Source organism: Promicromonospora sukumoe, assembly GCF_014137995.1.
GTDB classification, from domain to species: domain Bacteria; phylum Actinomycetota; class Actinomycetes; order Actinomycetales; family Cellulomonadaceae; genus Promicromonospora; species Promicromonospora sukumoe.
Genome location: NZ_JACGWV010000001.1, coordinates 1,253,275 through 1,269,770, shown reverse-complemented (window position 1 = coordinate 1,269,770; position 16,496 = coordinate 1,253,275). Strand labels below are relative to the sequence as shown.

12 protein-coding genes are annotated in these 16,496 nt (G+C 74.0%); 4 read left to right on the top strand and 8 right to left on the bottom strand.

Features of this window, described 5'->3' with window-relative positions:
• Window positions 1–65 precede the first annotated feature (65 nt).
• The 4 genes from FHX71_RS05530 to FHX71_RS05515 all read left to right on the top strand — a co-directional run bounded on the left by FHX71_RS05530 (window position 66) and on the right by FHX71_RS05515 (window position 4,244).
• Complete coding sequence (locus tag FHX71_RS05530; RefSeq protein ID WP_182614783.1) at window positions 66–1,280, top strand: S8 family peptidase; 1,215 nt, start codon at window positions 66–68, stop codon at window positions 1,278–1,280.
• A gap of 146 nt (window positions 1,281–1,426) precedes the next feature.
• Window positions 1,427–2,386 carry a COX15/CtaA family protein gene (locus tag FHX71_RS05525; RefSeq protein ID WP_182614782.1) on the top strand — a complete coding sequence of 320 codons (960 nt, stop codon included), beginning with the start codon at window positions 1,427–1,429 and terminating at the stop codon, window positions 2,384–2,386.
• Between the two features lie 47 nt (window positions 2,387–2,433).
• Window positions 2,434–3,426 (top strand): ATP-binding cassette domain-containing protein, encoded by a 993-nt coding sequence (locus tag FHX71_RS05520; protein WP_182614781.1) that lies wholly within the window; start codon window positions 2,434–2,436, stop codon window positions 3,424–3,426.
• Complete coding sequence (locus tag FHX71_RS05515) at window positions 3,423–4,244, top strand: ABC transporter permease (protein WP_182614780.1); 822 nt, start codon at window positions 3,423–3,425, stop codon at window positions 4,242–4,244. The genes FHX71_RS05520 and FHX71_RS05515 overlap by 4 nt, the downstream gene beginning before the upstream one ends.
• A 91-nt stretch (window positions 4,245–4,335) precedes the next feature.
• Here the strand turns inward: FHX71_RS05515 and FHX71_RS05510 are convergent, their stop codons facing one another.
• The 8 genes from FHX71_RS05510 to FHX71_RS05475 form a co-directional block, all read right to left on the bottom strand.
• A complete protein-coding gene (locus FHX71_RS05510) occupies window positions 4,336–8,037 on the bottom strand; it encodes an AfsR/SARP family transcriptional regulator (protein ID WP_182614779.1) in 3,702 nt (1,233 codons plus the stop codon).
• A gap of 122 nt (window positions 8,038–8,159) precedes the next feature.
• A complete protein-coding gene (locus FHX71_RS05505) occupies window positions 8,160–9,143 on the bottom strand; it encodes a hypothetical protein (protein ID WP_312876935.1) in 984 nt (327 codons plus the stop codon).
• Window positions 9,144–9,218: 75 nt separating this feature from the next.
• On the bottom strand, window positions 9,219–9,983 hold the full coding sequence (locus tag FHX71_RS05500) for a DUF4230 domain-containing protein (RefSeq protein WP_182614778.1): 765 nt from the start codon (window positions 9,981–9,983) through the stop codon (window positions 9,219–9,221).
• Window positions 9,984–10,205: 222 nt separating this feature from the next.
• On the bottom strand, window positions 10,206–10,838 hold the full coding sequence (locus FHX71_RS05495) for an NUDIX domain-containing protein (protein ID WP_182614777.1): 633 nt from the start codon (window positions 10,836–10,838) through the stop codon (window positions 10,206–10,208).
• 84 nt (window positions 10,839–10,922) lie between these two features.
• Complete coding sequence (gene pyrG / locus FHX71_RS05490) at window positions 10,923–12,599, bottom strand: CTP synthase (RefSeq protein WP_182614776.1); 1,677 nt, start codon at window positions 12,597–12,599, stop codon at window positions 10,923–10,925.
• Window positions 12,600–12,726: 127 nt separating this feature from the next.
• Window positions 12,727–14,475, bottom strand: coding sequence for a murein biosynthesis integral membrane protein MurJ (gene murJ / locus FHX71_RS05485; protein WP_182614775.1), 1,749 nt, complete (start codon window positions 14,473–14,475; stop codon window positions 12,727–12,729).
• Window positions 14,472–15,377 carry a hypothetical protein gene (locus tag FHX71_RS05480; protein ID WP_182614774.1) on the bottom strand — a complete coding sequence of 302 codons (906 nt, stop codon included), beginning with the start codon at window positions 15,375–15,377 and terminating at the stop codon, window positions 14,472–14,474. Before FHX71_RS05480 ends, murJ begins: the two co-directional genes overlap by 4 nt.
• Window positions 15,378–15,445: 68 nt before the next feature.
• Window positions 15,446–16,447 carry a copper transporter gene (locus FHX71_RS05475; protein ID WP_182614773.1) on the bottom strand — a complete coding sequence of 334 codons (1,002 nt, stop codon included), beginning with the start codon at window positions 16,445–16,447 and terminating at the stop codon, window positions 15,446–15,448.
• Window positions 16,448–16,496 lie beyond the last annotated feature (49 nt).

The window sequence follows — 16,496 nt, the reverse complement described above, 5'->3', positions numbered from 1 at the left end:
TGAGGTTGGCGGGTGAAATTTGCCCATTTAGGGTTCACTTCACCTACATTCCCCAGGGAGGCAGCGTGACTTCCACTCACAGCAACCGTCGTCGGCTCATCGTCGGTGCCGGCTTCGCGATCGCCCTCGCGGCGGCCCCGGCGGCAGCGGCCGTGGCCTCGGCCGCACCGGACGAGGCAGCCACACCCGTCGCGGGCGCGGTCGTCGAGGACTCCTACATCGTGGTCCTCAAGGACAGCGACGTCACCAAGAAGCAGGTCCGGAGCACCGCGAGCAGCCTGGTGCAGGAGTACGGCGGCGAGGTGCAGCGCTCGTACACCAACGCGGTGCGCGGCTTCTCGGCGTCGATGTCGGCGGAGCAGGCCGAGCTCCTCGAGGCCGACCCGACCGTCGCGTACGTCGAGCAGAACCGCGTGATGACGGCGACCGACACGCAGTCGCCGGTCCCCTCCTGGGGTCTGGACCGGATCGACCAGGAGGCCCTGCCGCTCGACGACTCGTACACGTACGGGAACACGGGCGCGGGCGTCACGGCCTACATCATCGACACCGGCATCCTGAACAGCCACGAGGACTTCGGCGGCCGCGCGGTCAGCGGCACCGACACCGTGGACGGCGACGACGACGCCACCGACTGCGCGGGCCACGGCACGCACGTCGCGGGCACCGTGGGCGGCTCGGCCTACGGCGTGGCCAAGGAGGTCTCCCTCGTCGGCGTGCGCGTGCTGGACTGCGGCGGCTCGGGCACCTTCGACGGCGTGATCGCCGGCATCGACTGGGTCACGGCCGACCACGAGGCCGGTGAGCCGGCCGTCGCCAACATGTCGCTCGGCGGCGGCTTCTCGCAGGCCGTGAACGACGCCGTGTCCGCGGCCGTCGCGGACGGCGTGACCTTCGCGCTCGCCGCCGGCAACGACTACGCCGCCGACGCCTGCGACGGCTCGCCGAGCTCCACGCCGGAGGCCATCACGGTGGGCGCCACCGAGGACACCGACGCCCGCGCCGTGTACTCCAACATCGGCACCTGCGTGGACATCTTCGCGCCGGGCACCGACATCACGTCGGCCTGGTACACCGGCGACTCCGCCACCAACACCATCAGCGGCACCTCGATGGCCACGCCGCACGTCGCGGGCGCCGCGGCGCTCGTGCTGGGCGGCAACCCGGCCGCGACGCCGGCCGAGGTCGGTGACGCCCTGACCGGCGCCGCCGTGCCCGACGTCGTGACCGACCCGGGCACCGGTTCGCCGAACCTGCTGCTCAACGTCAGCGGTCTCTGACCCTCACCCCGCACGTGTCAGACGCTCAGGTCACCCCGGTGACCTGAGCGTCTGACACGTTCGTGACAGCTCGTCCGCATAAAGTCACACCCGGTGCGGTACCGGCGCGGGAGGCGGCGCCGTCGTCGGGCACTAGCGTGGGACCCGTGACCGCACCCGCCGCCCCCACCTCCTGGATCGACGCGCTCCCCGGCCGCGTGGACCGCTTCCGGCACTGGACCCGTGCCGTCCTGATCGCGAACCTGATCGGTCAGATCGGCATCATCGGGACCGGAGGCGCCGTGCGCCTGACCGACTCGGGCCTGGGCTGCTCCACGTGGCCGCAGTGCGAGCCGGGCAGCTTCACGCCGGTCTTCCACGAGGCCACCACGCTGCACCCGTACATCGAGTTCGGGAACCGCACGCTGACCGGGGTGCTCGGGATCATCGCGATCCTGGTCGCCATCGCGGTGTGCACCGACGTCAAGCGGTCCGCCTCCTACCGCATGCTCGGCCTGGTGCCCGGCGTCGGCGTGCTGATGCAGGCCCTGATCGGCGGCATCGTGGTGCTGCTGCACCTGCACCCGGGCTGGGTGTCCCTGCACTTCGCCGTCTCGGGCGGGCTGGTCGCCGCCTCCCTGTACCTGCTGCACCGGCACGGTGAGGGCGACGGCGCCCCGCGGCTCGTGGTCACGCCCCGCCGGCGGAACCTCGCGTGGGCGCTGGCCGGGCTGACCGCCGTCGTCGTCGTGCTCGGCGTGCTGACCACCGGCGCCGGCCCGCACAGCGGCGACTCCGAGGTGGGCTACCGGTTCTCGATCGACCCCGCGCTGCTGACCAGGTGGCACGCCATCGCGGTCTGGGCGTTCCTGGCCGCGCTGGTCGTGTTCCTCGTGGGGGTGCGCCGCGGCCCCGACACGGTGCGCCGGGCGGCCGTGCTCCTGCTGGTCATCACGCTGGCGCAGGGCCTGATCGGGTACGTGCAGTACTTCACCGACCTGCCGGAGCTGCTGGTCGGGCTGCACATGATCGGCGCCGCGGCCCTCATCGCGGGCACCACGCGCGTGTGGCTGACGACGCGGGTGCGCGACGTGACAGCGGTGAGCGCGCCGGTGGTCGCGCCGTGACAGCGGTCTGACAGTCCCGTGCGAGCGGCCCCGCGCACGCTGGGGCCATGAACACGAACGCGATCGAGGCACAGGGCCTCGTCAAGATCTTCGGCGACAACCGCGCCGTGGACGGCGTGGACCTCACCGTCCGCACCGGGACCGTCTACGGGGTGCTCGGGCCCAACGGCGCGGGCAAGACCACGACCATCCGCATGCTCGCCACCCTGCTGCGGCCCGACGGCGGACAGGCCCGCGTGCTCGGGTACGACGTCGTCCGCGACGCCGCCGCCGTCCGCTCGCTGATCGGCGTGACCGGCCAGTACGCCTCCGTCGACGAGACGCTGAGCGCGACCGAGAACCTGGTGGTCTTCGGCCGCCTGCTCGGCCTGTCCTCGCGCGCCGCGCGCGCCAAGGCCGCCGAGCTCCTGGAGGAGTTCTCCCTGACGGAGGCCGCCAGGCGGCCCCTGCGCGACTACTCGGGCGGCATGCGCCGCCGGCTCGACCTGGCGGCGAGCCTGATCTCCCGGCCGCCGCTCATCTTCCTCGACGAGCCCACCACCGGCCTCGACCCCCGCACCCGCAACCAGATGTGGGACACCATCCGCCGCCTGGTCGCCGAGGGCTCCACCGTGCTGCTCACCACGCAGTACCTCGACGAGGCCGACCAGCTCGCCGACCGGATCGCCGTCATCGACCGCGGCAAGGTCGTGGCCGAGGGCACCGCCGACGAGCTCAAGGCCACCGTCGGCGCCCAGTCGCTGCAGGTCGGGCTCGCCGAGGCGGGCGACCTCGGCACGGCCCTGAGCCTGGTGCAGCAGGTCTTCGGCACCGCCGGGACAGTCGCCCCGGAGGGGCTGCGCATCACCGTGCCGGTCCCCCACGCCGAGGCCGTCGCCGACCTGCTCGTCCGGTTCCGCGAGGCGCGCGTCGCCATCGACTCCGTCAGCCTCGACAAGCCGAGCCTCGACGAGGTCTTCCTGACGCTCACGGGCCACGCGGCCGACGACGACGCCGCGGCCGGCTCCGCCTCCGACCACACCGAGAAGGTGACCGCATGACCACCGCGACCCTCGCCCCCGCGCCCCGCCCCGCCGTGCCCCGGCCGGCGCGCATCGGGCTCGCCACCACCGTCTCGCAGTCGGTGACGATGGCCTACCGCGGCCTGCTCAAGGTGCGGCACACGCCGGAGCAGCTCATCGACGTGACGTTCCAGCCCATCATCTTCACGCTGATGTTCACCTACCTGTTCGGCGGCGCCGTCTCGGGCAGCGTGGCGGCGTACCTGCCGCTGATCATCCCCGGCATCCTGGCGCAGACCGTCATCACTGCCTCCGTGGTCACGGGCGTCCAGCTCCGCGAGGACATGGACAAGGGCGTGTTCGACCGCTTCCGCTCGCTGCCGATCGCCCGCATCGCGCCGCTCGCCGGTGCCCTGCTCGCCGACACCGTCCGGTACGTCGTCGCGACCACTATCACGTTCCTCACGGGCCTGGTCATGGGCTGGCGCCCGGGCGGCGGCCTCGGCGGCGTGGTGCTCGCCGGGCTGCTCGTGATCGTCTGCGCGTGGGCGCTGAGCTGGATCTTCGCCTACATCGGCGTGATCGCGCGGTCGGCCACGTTCGTGCAGGGCGTCTCGTTCATGGTGCTGTTCCCGCTGACGTTCCTGTCCAACGCGTTCGTCGAGGTCGACACCCTGCCGGGCTGGATGCAGGCGTTCGTGAACGTGAACCCGGTGTCGCACCTGGTCTCCGCCGTGCGCACCCTGGCGAACGAGGGCCTGGTCAGCGCCGACGTCGGCTGGACGCTGCTCAGCGCGGCCGTCGTCGTGGCGATCTTCGCGCCGATCGCGGTCCGGGCGTACCTCCGCAAGGCCTGATTCTGCTGGGCGGGTGCCCCGGCTCCGCCGGGCGGCGTCGAACGTAGGAGTAGTCGCTTCATGAGGGCTCATGGGGCGACTACTCCTACGTTCACCTGCTCGCGTTCACCGGCGTGACAGTCGTCAGGGACTCCAGGGTGGTCAGGGCGTGCTCCGCGAGGTTCTCGCGGGGGATCGCCGCGACGGCGGCCCGCGCCGACGCCACGGCGTCCGCGCCGTACCGGTCGGCCGCGGTCGCGAGGACCGGGCCGCGCCACAGGGCCTTGAAGTCCTGCCGCGAGCCCAGCGCCTCGGCGAGGGCCAGGAGCTCCAGGCCGACGGCGGGGTCTGGGCGGGGCTTCAGCTCGGCGGCTCCGGGGTCGGGGGGCGTTCCCGACGTGAGCACCGAGCCCACGGCGAGGCACACCGTGCCGAGCACGGGGTGGTCGGCGACGTGCCGCATCCACTCCCGGTACAGCGCCACCGCCCGACGGCGGACGACGTCGGCGACCTGCGCCGCCCGCGCGACCTGACCGGCGTCGACGAGGCGGATGATCCACGCGGACCCGACGATCACGGCCCAGGGCGCCGCCGGGGACGGGTCGCCCCGTCCGGCCGGGGGCGGCCCGCCGTCCGCGACCCCCGGAAGGTCCGCGACGCCCGGCAGGTCCGCGACGCCCGGCAGGTCCGCGAACACGTTCACCGCCTGCTCGTACAGGTCGAGCGCGCCGTCGACGTCGCCGCGCACCCAGGCGATCTCGGCCCGCCCCGCCCGGAAGACGGCGCGCGACTCGTCGCCTCCGCGCTCGGACTGGTCGGCCTCCGTCCCGTCCCGCTCGATCCGGGCGCAGATGGCCTCGGCCCCCGCGAGGTCGCCGTCGGCGATCGCGGCGCCGAGGTCCACCCAGTCGAGCTGCCGCAGCGCGCCGTCGGCCCCGATCACGGTCAGACCCTCGCGCGCCACGCGGGACCAGTGCTTCGCCGTCCGCGCGTCCCCCGCGCCGAAGGCCGTGGTGGCCAGGAACATCGCGGCGCCCGCGCGGCTGGCGACGTCGCCGATGCCCTGCGCCAGGTCGTAGGCGCGCGCCGCACCGGCGAGGGCCTCGTCGAGCCGCCCGGCGTTCTCCGCCTCCTGCGAGGCGACGAGGTGGGCGAGGAAGGCGATGAGCGGGTCGTCGGAGTCGCGCAGGGCGAGCACCGCGCCCGGCTCCCCCGCCAGCAGCATGCTCGCCACGGCGCGGGTCCGGGGGCCGACGGCGGCGCCGTGGTCGCGCAGCACGCGCCGGAGCCGGGCGAGCGCCCGCAGGTTCGCCGTCGTCCCGGAGAACGCCGTGGTGGCCGCGGCGTAGGCCAGGGCCAGCGCGGTGACGTCCGCCTCCGCGGCCGGGACCGGCCAGCCCGTGACCGCGTCGAGGACGGCGGGCGCCAGGTCCGCGGCGCGCTCCTCCGCGCCGCGCAGGGTCCACGCGCCGCCGAGCGCCACGAACCCGTGCACGACGACGTCGGGCCGCCCCGCCCGCACGGCCGCCCGGATCGTGAACAGCAGGTTCTCGTGCTCGCGCCGCAGCAGGTCGACGGCAGCGACCTGCTCGGGACCCAGCAGCCGGGACGTGCAGTACCGCGCCACGCCCGTGCCCCAGGTCAGCAGCGCGTCGCGGACGGCGTTGTCCTCGCCCGCCTCGGTAAGCCGCAGCAGACCGAACTCCCGGACGGTCTCCAGCATGCGGTAGCGCACCGGGGCCGGGGTGCCGGTGGTGGTGCCGGACGGCGCGGTGCCTGATGTCGCGGAGTGCTCCTCGACGACGAGGAGGGACTGGGTCACCAGGCCGTCGATGTCGTCGAGCACGTCGAGCGGGACCGGGTCCTCGGGGCCCGGCTGGTCGGGGCCGACGTCGTCCGCGCCGGTGCCGTCGAGGCGGCCGAGCGGCGCTGCCGCCTGGGCGGACAGGCCGTCGGGCAGCACGGACACCCGCCGCCACAGCGCGCGCTGCGAGGGCTCCAGCAGGTTCCAGCTCCACTCGATCACGGCCTCGAGGGTGCGGTGCCGGTCGGGCGCGGTCCGGTCGCCGCCGCGCAGCAGCGCGAACCGGGCGCCGAGGTGCCGCTCGATCTCCTCGACCGACAGGGTGCGCACGCGGGCGGCGGCCAGCTCGATCGCGAGCGGCAGCCCGTCGAGGCGGTCGCAGAGCCGGGCGACGACGTCGTCGGGCAGCCGGGCGCCCGGCCGGGCCGCGAGCGCCCGCTGCCGGAAGAGCTCGACCGCCGGGCCCCGGGCGGGCCCGGAGGTGCCGGTGCTGTCGCTCTCGGTGCTGCCGGCGGCGGGCGCCGCCGAGGCGAGCGGCGCCAGCGGGTACACCTGCTCGGCGGCGAGCCGCAGGGGTGCGCGGCTCGTGGTCAGGATGCGCAGGCCGGGGGCGGCGGAGAGCAGGACGTCCGCCCAGCGGGCGGCGCCGTCGGGCACGTGCTCGCAGTTGTCCAGCACCAGGAGGGTGCGCGCCGTGCGGGCACGCTCGACGATGCGGTCGCGCAGGTCCCCGGCGAGCAGGCGGTCGGCGAGGCGCGCGGAACCGGCCACCGCGGACACGCCGAGGCCGTCGGCGATCGCGAGGGCGACGTCGTCGTCGGCGCGGACACCCGCGAGCTCCGCGATCGCGATCGACAGCCCGTCCAGCGGGCCCGACGCCGTCGCGGCCCCGTCCGCCGCGACCGTGCGCGCCACCTCCTGGGCCAGGCGGGTCTTGCCGAGCCCGCCCGCGCCGAGGACGGTGACCAGCCGGTGCCGGGTGAGCTCGCCGACGACGGCGCGCACGTCGTCGGCCCGTCCGATCAGGGGCGTCGCGGGGGCGCGCAGGCCGCGCACGAAGCGGCCGGCGCCGGGCCGCGGGGTGGCGCCCTGCGAGGCGTCGACGGCCTGCGTGGCATCGCCCGAGGGTGTGGGTGGGGCGCTGTCCGCCTGCGGGGCAGGAGCGGACGGCGAGGCGGCAGCCGTCGGCGCCACGGGAGCATCCGCGGCGATGCGGTCGTGCAGTGCCACGAGGTCGGGGGCGGGGTCAGTGCCCAGCTCCGCGACGAGGGCGTGGCGCAGCCGCCCGAAGACGCGCGCCGCCTCGTCCGGCCTGCCCGACGCCGCGAGCGCCGTCATGAGGTCCCGCGCCGCGTCCTCGTCGAGGGGGTCCGCGGCCAGGGCCCCGCCGGCGAGCGTGGTCACGGTCGCGACGTCGCCCACGGCCCCGGCGGCCCGACGGCGCAGTGTGGTCAGCTCGTCGCGGAGCCGCCCGGCGGTGTCGCGCAGCTCTGCGGCGAGGCCCGGTGTCGTGTCGGCCAGCCCGTCGCCGGGCTCGCCGCGCCAGAGGGCGAGGGCGTCGTCGAGGAGCGCGGCCGCCGCCTCGGCACGCTCGCCGTCCGGTGCCCCGCCGTCCGGTGCGGGGTCGTCGTCGTGCGCCTGCTCCAGGAGCTCTCGCGCCTCCGCCACGGCCGCCCGTGCGCGGTCCAGGTCGCTCAGCCCGCCGAGCGCGTACCCCGCGGGCGTGAACCGCACGACGTCGGGACCCAGGGCGCGCAGCCGCGACACGAGGCTCTGGAGGGCGGCACGCGGGTTGGCCGGCAGGTCCTCGCCCCACAGCGCGTCGACCAGGGCCGAGACCGTCACGGCGCGAGGCGCCGCGAGCGCGAGCTGCGCCACGAGAGCGGAGGCGCGGGCGCCGCGCGGGGCGACCGGACCGGCGTCGGACAGCACGGCGACCGGCCCGAGAACCGCCACGACCGGGTCTTCCCCGCGCGCCCCGGTCGGGGTGCCGGAGGTGACGTGCTGCATGCGCGCCACTCTAAGCCGTGCACCTGGCCCGACGCCCCTGTACTCCCCCACCGCCCCGGAACGTGTCAGACCCTCAGGTCACCGGAGGGACCTGAGGGTCTGACACATCAGACGCGGGGAGCTCAGACCTCAGGAACCCAGAGGTCCTCGCCGTTCGCGGGCGTACCGACGGCGCCGACGCCGACCGGCACGGCCTCCGGCACGTCGCCCAGCGCGCGCTGCGCCACGGCACCCGACGAGAAGTTGGCGTAGCACTCCGGGCAGTACCAGTCCGGCGTCGGGACCGGGGTGTCGAAGCCGCCGTAGACGACGTCGGGCTCGAGCTTCATGTTGTCGTGGATCGCCTGGCCCCAGACGATGCGCTTGGTGGCGCCGCGCTGGCCGCACGACGGGCACGCCGGGCGCATCTGCGCGCGCTGCGAGAGCACGGCGTGCGGGTGCAGCAGCGCGTGGCACGGGGCGCACACGAGGAAGGTCTGCTCGATGAGCTCGGCCAGGGGGCGCTCGCCGGTCTGGCCGGTGTGGGCGCCGTCGTCGTGCGGGTTCAGCTGCATGACGTCGACGAACCGCTCGCAGGACGCGCAGCGCTCCTCGCGGCGCAGGTCGGTGCCGGAGACCTGCTTGTGGCCGAGCAGGCGCAGCACGTGCAGGTTGGGCGACAGCTCGTCGGTCTCGCAGTTGCCGGCGTCGAGCGTGCCGGTGGCGCCGTGCTTGTACTGGTGGGCGATGCCGTCGAGCACGAGGCGTGCGTGCTCCTGCGGCAGCCAGCCGGACGAGCGCGCGTAGGCCGCGGCGCCGTTGAAGAGGTCGTCCCAGACGACGGGCTTGTCCGGGCCGAAGACCTCGTCGCTGACCCAGTCCTCGCCCTGGCTCGCGCCCATGAGCTCGACCGCGGCGACGATGCCGGGCTCGGAGCCCACGACGGTGACGACGACGTCACCGCGCTGGGGGCCGTCCGCACCGCCCGGCAGGCGGTGCTCGTGGCTCCGGCTCGCGATGGCGACCGCCTCGCCCAGCCAGTCCTCGGACCAGTTCAGGTAGACGGACGGGACGAGCCAGGCAGGAAGGGACGAAACATTGGGAAGCATGTCGGGTTCGCTGGTCACGCGGGGAGAATAGCGCAGCGCGGTGACGCCGTTATGACACGCCCGGTGAGCGACCTTCGCGACTTACCCGGACACTTACCCGAACTCGACCACGACCTGGTCGTACCCCAACGGGGACAACATCGCCTGGAGGGTCGAGGTCGTGTTCGCGCGGGCGCGTTCGTCCAGGTCGGAGCCCGCCGCGGCGTCCGAGATCCGGTCCTGGGCCGTCGCGAGCGCCTCCTGCCGGGCGTCGGTGTCGGACGCGAAGAGATCACCCACGCGGTCGACGAGACCCCGGTCCTCCGTCAGGGCGCGGCTGGCGTCGAGGTCGATGCGCGGCTCGGCGAGCTCCGGCTCGGGCAGCGTGACGGTGACCGTCGTGCCGTCGTCGGAGATCTCGATCGCGTCCTCGTCGAGGTCGCGGAAGTCCACGTACGCGTCGACCGACCCGTTCACGGCGAGCACGATCCGCTCCCCCGCGAGCCAGCTCGGCACGTACTTCACGTCGTTCTCCAGGTCGACGAGCACCTCGTACTGCGCCTCGGCCGCCACGAACCGCGCCAGGTCCTGGATGCTGACCAGCACCGGCGTCTCGGAGCGGTCCACCTCGCCCGTCGTGAACGGGTTGAGGTTGTCCAGCACCGTGCGCCAGATCGCGTCGCGGAAGTCGTCGCGCAGCGTGAAGGCGGCCCCGACGACCAGTCCTGCGGTCAGGGCAGCGCCCAGGAGGAACCCCAGCACGCCCGCGAGCCCGGCGGGCATGCGGCGGCGCGGCTTGTTCGCCGTCGGCCCGCTGCCCGACGGCGTCGGCTCGGTCCTGGAACCCACCTGCTCGGTCTCTACCTCGGTGCCCGTCATCGCCGCGCCCCTTCCCGGGGAGATACCCGACATATCTCCCACCCAGGTCTCCCACGCTAGCCCCCACCACTGACACTCGCCCAGCAGGCCGGCACCTTCAAGGGGACCGTCCAGAAACGACTTCGGTCGGTTGCCCCGAGATCGGTCCGTCGACCGACCGATCTCGAAGCAACCGACCGAAGTCAGCAACGCATGCGACCTGAATTTTGCCTCAGGTCAGCCTCAGTTCTTGCGGTACTCCCACGGGGAGTCCACCGGGCGCAGCGTCTCCCAGGCGGAGGCCCGCCCGATCGCCGCCGCGAGCACGCCCGCGATCGTCGCCGCGTTGTGCAGCCGGCCCGCGAGCGCCAGCGCCGCGGCCTCCTCCAGCGGCACGGGCACCACGACCATGTCGGCCTCCTCGGCCTCGCGGGTGTGCCGCTCGTCGTCGGGCACCGGCGTGAGGTCGCGCGCCAGGTACACCCGGACGGCCTCGTTGCTGCCACCCGGCGTGGGCAGCAGGTCGAGCAGCACGTCCCAGGAGGCGGCGTTCATGTCCGCCTCCTCGGCCAGCTCTCGGGCCGCCGCGACGTGCGGGTCCTCGCCGTCCAGGTCGAGCAGGCCGGCGGGCGCCTCCCAGAGGAAGGCGCCGACCGGGTGCCGGTACTGGCGCAGCAGCAGCACGTCGCCGTCCTCGTTCAGCGCGACGACGACCACCGCGCCCGGGTGGTCGACGTACTCCCGCCGGACGATGCCGCCGGCCTCACCGAGGTCGACCTCGTCCGAGACCATGTCGACCACGAAACCCTGGAACGGGACGTCCAGCCGCCGCGCGGGGCGGGGGTCGATGACGTCCGTTACCTCGTCGCTGCTCATGCTGTCCCTCCGCCGCACCAACCGGCGATCCTGCTCGGTCTCATGCTCTGTCCGTTCCACACCGGTCGACGATCGTGCCGACGCTCATGCGGACTGCTTCTCGAGCGCCGCCGCGATCAGACCCGCGAAGAGCGGGTGTGCCCGCGTGGGGCGCGACTTGAACTCGGGGTGTGCCTGCGTGGAGACGAAGTACGGGTGCGTCTCGGCGGGCAGCTCGACGAACTCGACGAGCGACGAGTCGGGCGACGTGCCGGAGAACAGCAGGCCCGCCTCCTCCAGCTCGCCGCGGAACGAGTTGTTCACCTCGTACCGGTGCCGGTGTCGCTCGGTCACCTTCTCGCTGCCGTACGCCTTGGCGACGACGGAGCCGGCGGCGAGCTGCGCCTCGTAGGCACCCAGGCGCATGGTGCCGCCCATGTCGCCCTCGCCCTCCACGATCGACTTCTGCTCGGCCATGGTCGCCACGACGGGGTGGCTGCTGGTCGGGTGGAACTCGGTGGACGACGCGTCGGCCCAGCCCAGCACGTTGCGCGCGTACTCGATGACCATCGACTGCAGGCCCAGGCAGATGCCGAGGGTCGGCACCAGGTTCTCGCGCGACCAGCGCAGCGCCCCGACCTTGCCGTCGATGCCGCGCACGCCGAAGCCGCCCGGCACCAGCACTGCGTCGACGCCCTCCAGGGAGGCCTGCGCCCCCTCCGGCGTCTGGCAGTCGTCGGCGGCGACCCAGCGGATGGCGACCTTGGCGTCGTTGGCGAAGCCGCCGGCGCGCAGCGCCTCCGTGACGGACAGGTAGGCGTCCGGCAGGTCGATGTACTTGCCGACCAGCGCGACCTCGACGTTGTGCTCGGGCTCGTGCACGCGCTCCAGGAGGCGGCTCCAGCCGTCCCAGTCGACGTCGTGGAACGGCATGCCCAGGCGGCGCACCACGTAGGCGTCCAGGCCCTCGGAGTGGATGACGCGCGGGATGTCGTAGATCGACGGCGCGTCGGCGCAGTTGATCACGGCTTCGTTGTCGACGTCGCACATGAGGGCGATCTTGCGCTTGATGCTCTCGGGCACCACGCGGTCGGAGCGCAGCACGATGGCGTCCGGCTGGATGCCGATCGAGCGCAGCGCGGCCACGGAGTGCTGCGTGGGCTTGGTCTTCAGCTCGCCCGACGGGCCGATGTACGGCACCAGCGAGACGTGCAGGAAGAACACGTTGTCGCGGCCCAGCTCGTGCCGCACCTGGCGCGCGGACTCGAGGAACGGCTGCGACTCGATGTCGCCGACGGTGCCACCGATCTCGGTGATGATCACGTCGACGTCGTCGGACGCCTGCTCGCGCATCCGGAACTTGATCTCGTCGGTGATGTGCGGGATGACCTGCACGGTGTCGCCCAGGTACTCGCCGCGGCGCTCCTTGGCGATGACGCGCGAGTACACCTGGCCGGTGGTCACGTTGGACGAGGCGGGGAGCTCGACGTCGAGGAAGCGCTCGTAGTGCCCGATGTCCAGGTCGGTCTCGGCTCCGTCCTCCGTGACGAAGACCTCACCGTGCTGGAACGGGTTCATCGTGCCGGGATCCACGTTGAGGTAGGGATCCAGCTTCTGCATCGTGACGCTGAGGCCACGGGAGCGGAGCAGGCGGCCGAGTGACGACGCCGTCAGCCCCTTGCCGAGAGAGGACGCCACACCACCGGTGACGAAGATGTGCTTGGTCGGCGTGGAGGCGCCGGACCGCTGACGGGACTGGAGACTGCTTCGGTGTTCGACCACGGAACTCCATCCTAAACGAGGTACGGCGTGCTGGTGGTGTAACAACCAGCACACGCGCTTACCGCGTGGGACGTATTGCTCTGTTCTTGTCGAGTCTGCCCCTGTTGCGCCCTTTGCGCTCGCTAAGTCAGGACTTCCGGGAGAACTTCCTCCCCACCGTCCTGACCAGGGGGCCGAGGGCGGCGCGCAGGTCGCGGTCGAGCAGCACGGCCACCGCCAGCGTGATCACGGCGGCCAGCAGCCCGAAGGCCAGGCCGAGGCCCAGCTCGGCGGCGAACGCGCCGCCGTCGAACTCCACCTCGCCGGATGTCGCGCGCGACGCCGAGAAGAAAGAGCCCTCCGACAGCCCGAGCTGCCACGGCGCCCACAGCCCCGCCGCGGCCCCGACGGCGGCCGCCACGAGGAGCACGAGCAGCGCCCGCCAGACGCCACCGAGCGCGTCCCCGCCCAGGTGCCGCCGGACGGCCAGGAGCAGCCCCAGCCCGGCCACGACCATCCCGGCGGTGCCCACGGCGCCCAGGGCCGCCATGACGTCGGTCCGCAGCGCGAGGTCGACACAGGCGGAGGTGGCCTCGAAGCAGTCCGACTCCCGCGTCCGGGTCGCGAACAGCACCGGCACCAGGGCCGCGCCGACCGCCGCGACGCCCCAGCCGCTCGCGGTCGCGGTCACCGCGGCCCGCCCGTGGTCGACGGCGTACAGCGCGCGCGACAGGTGCAGGATCAGCGCGAACCCGATCAGCCCCGGCGCCATGGTGATCAGCCCGGCGGCCAGGCCGGGCGCGTCGCCCCGCACGATGAGGTCGAAGACCTGCTCGACGAACGGGGCCGCCGCGATCAGCGCGGCCATGCCGAGGGCGGTGACGAGCAGGAGCGACCGCGTGGTGCGCGCGACCAGGTCGCGCAGCTCCCGGAGCCGCCCCGCGGAGGCGTGCTCCGCGAAGTGCGGGAACGCGCTGGTCGCGATCGGGAAGGCCAGGACCGCGTACGGCAGCAGGTAGACCTGCTGGGCGTACAGGTAGACCGACAGGGTGCCGTCGCCGCCAGCCGCGTTGGCCGCGCGCAGGGTCAGGAACACCGAGAGCTGCTGCGCCACGAGAGCGCCCACGCCGGCGAAGGCGAGACGCGCGGCGCGCGGCCCCTCCCCCGACGGGAACCGCAGCGTGGGCCGCAGCCGCAGCCCTGTGCGCCACACGGGCACCACGAGCGGCAGGGCCAGGAACAGCACGCCCAGGGTGGTGCCCCACGCCAGCCAGACCAGCGCCTGGGTGGAGAGCGCGGCGACGTCCTGCTGGTCGCCGTCGGCCAGCAGGGCGAACACCCCGTAGACGACGATCACGACGAGGCTGGAGACCAGCGGCGCGAACGCCGGCCAGAAGAAGCGCTTGTGCGCCTGCAGGATGCCGCCCAGCACGACGGCCAGCCCGTAGAGCGGCACCTGGACGGCGAACACGCGCAGGAAGGACGTGGCGACGTCCACCTGCACCGGGTCGTCCAGGCCGGTCAGGCTGATGACGGGCCGCGCGAGCAGGGCCGTGAGGCCCGCCAGCGGCACGAGGACCACCAGGGTCCAGCCCAGCAGCGCCGACGCGATCCGCGAGGCCTGCTCCTTCGAGGCCGCGGTCCCGTCGGCGGTGAAGGCGGCCCGGGCCAGGGGCCCGGCCAGCAGCGGCACGACGGCGCCCGCCAGCGCCCCGCCGGCCGCGACCTCGAACAGCAGGTTCGGGAGCTGGTTCGCGGAGTTGAAGACCGTGCCGACGCCGTCGGACCCGAGCCACGCGCCCTGCGCGAGCCAGCGGCCGAAGCCGACCATGCGGCTGGCGAGGGTGACGACGGTGACGAGCAGCGCCGCGCTCGCCAGGGACCGGGTGCGGCTCACGCGCCCGGGGTGGCCACAGGCTTGGTCTGGGCGAGCTCGGCGACCGACTCCTCGACGGCGGCCGCGGGGCGGCGGCCGAGCATGTCGGCCCTGTTCAGCCACTCGTTCTCGGCGATCACCTGGGAGAAGCTCACCTTCTCGGAGGCGGCCATCAGGCCGACGACGCCGGCGAGCGTCGCCCACCGCACCGCCCGGGGCGCGTTGAACGCGACCTGGCTGCCGACCAGGGCGCCGAGGGCGTTGGCGCCGCCGTCGCCCAGCATGTCCTTCTCCCCCAGGTCACCGGGTGCCGCCGCGGCGGCCGCGCCCAGCACGGCACCCGCCGCGCCGGTGCCGGCGAGCGCGAACGGCAGGCTCGCGGCCACGCCGGCCTTGAGCGCCCGGCCGGGCCGCAGGTCGAAGAGGTTGATCAGGTTGGCGGTGCCGCCGATGAGCGCGCCGTTCAGGCCGATGTCGACCACGTGGCCGAACGCGGTGCGCGCCGTGCGCGGCGTGCCGACCGCCGAAGCGATGAGCGCCGAGCCGGAGATGCCGAGCACCTTGAGGCCGCCCGTGGTCAGTCGGCCCTCCAGGAGCGCGCCGAGGTGGCCGCGCAGGCCCTTGGTGCGGGTCTCGGTGTCCTCGGCGAGGTCGTCGTAGAGGCCGAAGCCGCCCGCGGCCGCCGTGGCGAACGCCGTCGCGACCGGGGCCGTGCCGCCGGAGACCGCGGCGCCGGCCACGAGGCCCGCGGTCACCGCGGGGCCCTCCAGCAGGCTGATCGGCTCGCCGCGGTGGTTGGTCCGCGTCCACGTCTCGTCCCCGCCGAGGGAGCCCTCGGCGACCTTCTCGTCGAGCTTGCGGCGCGCGAACGCGGTCGCGACCCCGGCCACGACGCCGGCGACGATGAACCTGCCTGCACCCATGAGTACCCCTCGGTCTGTGTCGGTCCTGCGGTTGTGTGCTGCGCGCGTGCGGCCCTGCTCGTCCCGGGTCAGCCCGCGGTCTCGCCGGTCGGGCCGCCGGCCGTGTCGCCGGACGTGTCCTCGGGGGCCGGCGGCAGCGGGAGCGTCGCGTCCTCCTCGAGCCCGTACTGCCCGACGACGCCGGAGAGCCGGGCCGCGACGGCGAGCGGCACGTTGATGCGGCCCACGAGCCGGTCGATACCGCTGACGGTCGTGATCTCGGCGGCGAGCTCCTCGTTGTCCCGCACGGCCTGCACGGCGTCGCCCGGGTCGTCCGTCGGCCCGGCGAGCACGGCCGCGCCGGAGACCTCCTGGGCGGCCTGCGCGACGGCGGTCCAGACGTCCGGCGTCGGCTCGGCATCCTCGGTGGCGCCGTCGGCCGTCTGCTGCGGCTGCCCGGCGGGGCCGACGAGCACCACCAGCGCCTCCGCGGCCTCGGTCTGCTCCTCGCCCGGCTCCACGAAGCCGAAGCGCTCGAGCTGGGCCTCCAGGTCGGTGGCCTGCGAGCTGCGGGTGCTGCCGCCGTCGTCGCCCGTGAGCGCGACGGCGAGCGCGGCGCCGAGCACGGCGCTCGGGTCGTCGTTCTCCGGGACGGCGTCGCCGAGGCCGTCGCGGAGGCCCGAGGCGACGGTCTCGCGCGTCGACTCCTCCTCCGGATCGGTCCACGCGTCGGTGAGCTCCGTCTTGGCCACGACGGTGGCGCCCGCGGTGTCGAGCTGGTTCAGCACGCCGTCGTGCACCTCCTGGGAGACGTCCCCGAGCTGCACCACCGCCACGCGGTCACCCTCGAGCGAGCCGGTGACCAGGCGCGTGCCGACGGCCTCGATGTAGCGCTCGTCGCCGTCCAGCGCGGTCTGCGTGGCGTCCAGCTCGGTGCGCAGGTCGGAACGCTCGGCGCGCAGCGCGTCCACCTGTTCCGTCAGCGTCTCCCCGATCGCTCCCTGCAGCGGGCCGGCGCCGAGGATGACACCGACCGCGAGGGCGAGGAAGACGGAGATGAGCGAGACGAGGTGGTATCGGAAGTCGATCACGGTAGGGAGAGGTCCTTAAGCATGTTCCGGGCGTGTCACGCCCGGCGTC

What these genes read in the sequence shown, in the direction of transcription:
- FHX71_RS05520 (WP_182614781.1), top strand. Translation starts at nt 2,434, where the DNA reads ATGAACACGAACGCGATCGAGGCACAGGGCCTCGTCAAGATCTTCGGC.
- FHX71_RS05515 (WP_182614780.1), top strand. Translation starts at nt 3,423, where the DNA reads ATGACCACCGCGACCCTCGCCCCCGCGCCCCGCCCCGCCGTGCCCCGG.
- FHX71_RS05510 (WP_182614779.1), bottom strand. Translation starts at nt 8,037, where the DNA reads ATGCAGCACGTCACCTCCGGCACCCCGACCGGGGCGCGCGGGGAAGAC.
- FHX71_RS05500 (WP_182614778.1), bottom strand. Translation starts at nt 9,983, where the DNA reads ATGACGGGCACCGAGGTAGAGACCGAGCAGGTGGGTTCCAGGACCGAG.
- FHX71_RS05495 (WP_182614777.1), bottom strand. Translation starts at nt 10,838, where the DNA reads ATGAGCAGCGACGAGGTAACGGACGTCATCGACCCCCGCCCCGCGCGG.
- FHX71_RS05480 (WP_182614774.1), bottom strand. Translation starts at nt 15,377, where the DNA reads ATGGGTGCAGGCAGGTTCATCGTCGCCGGCGTCGTGGCCGGGGTCGCG.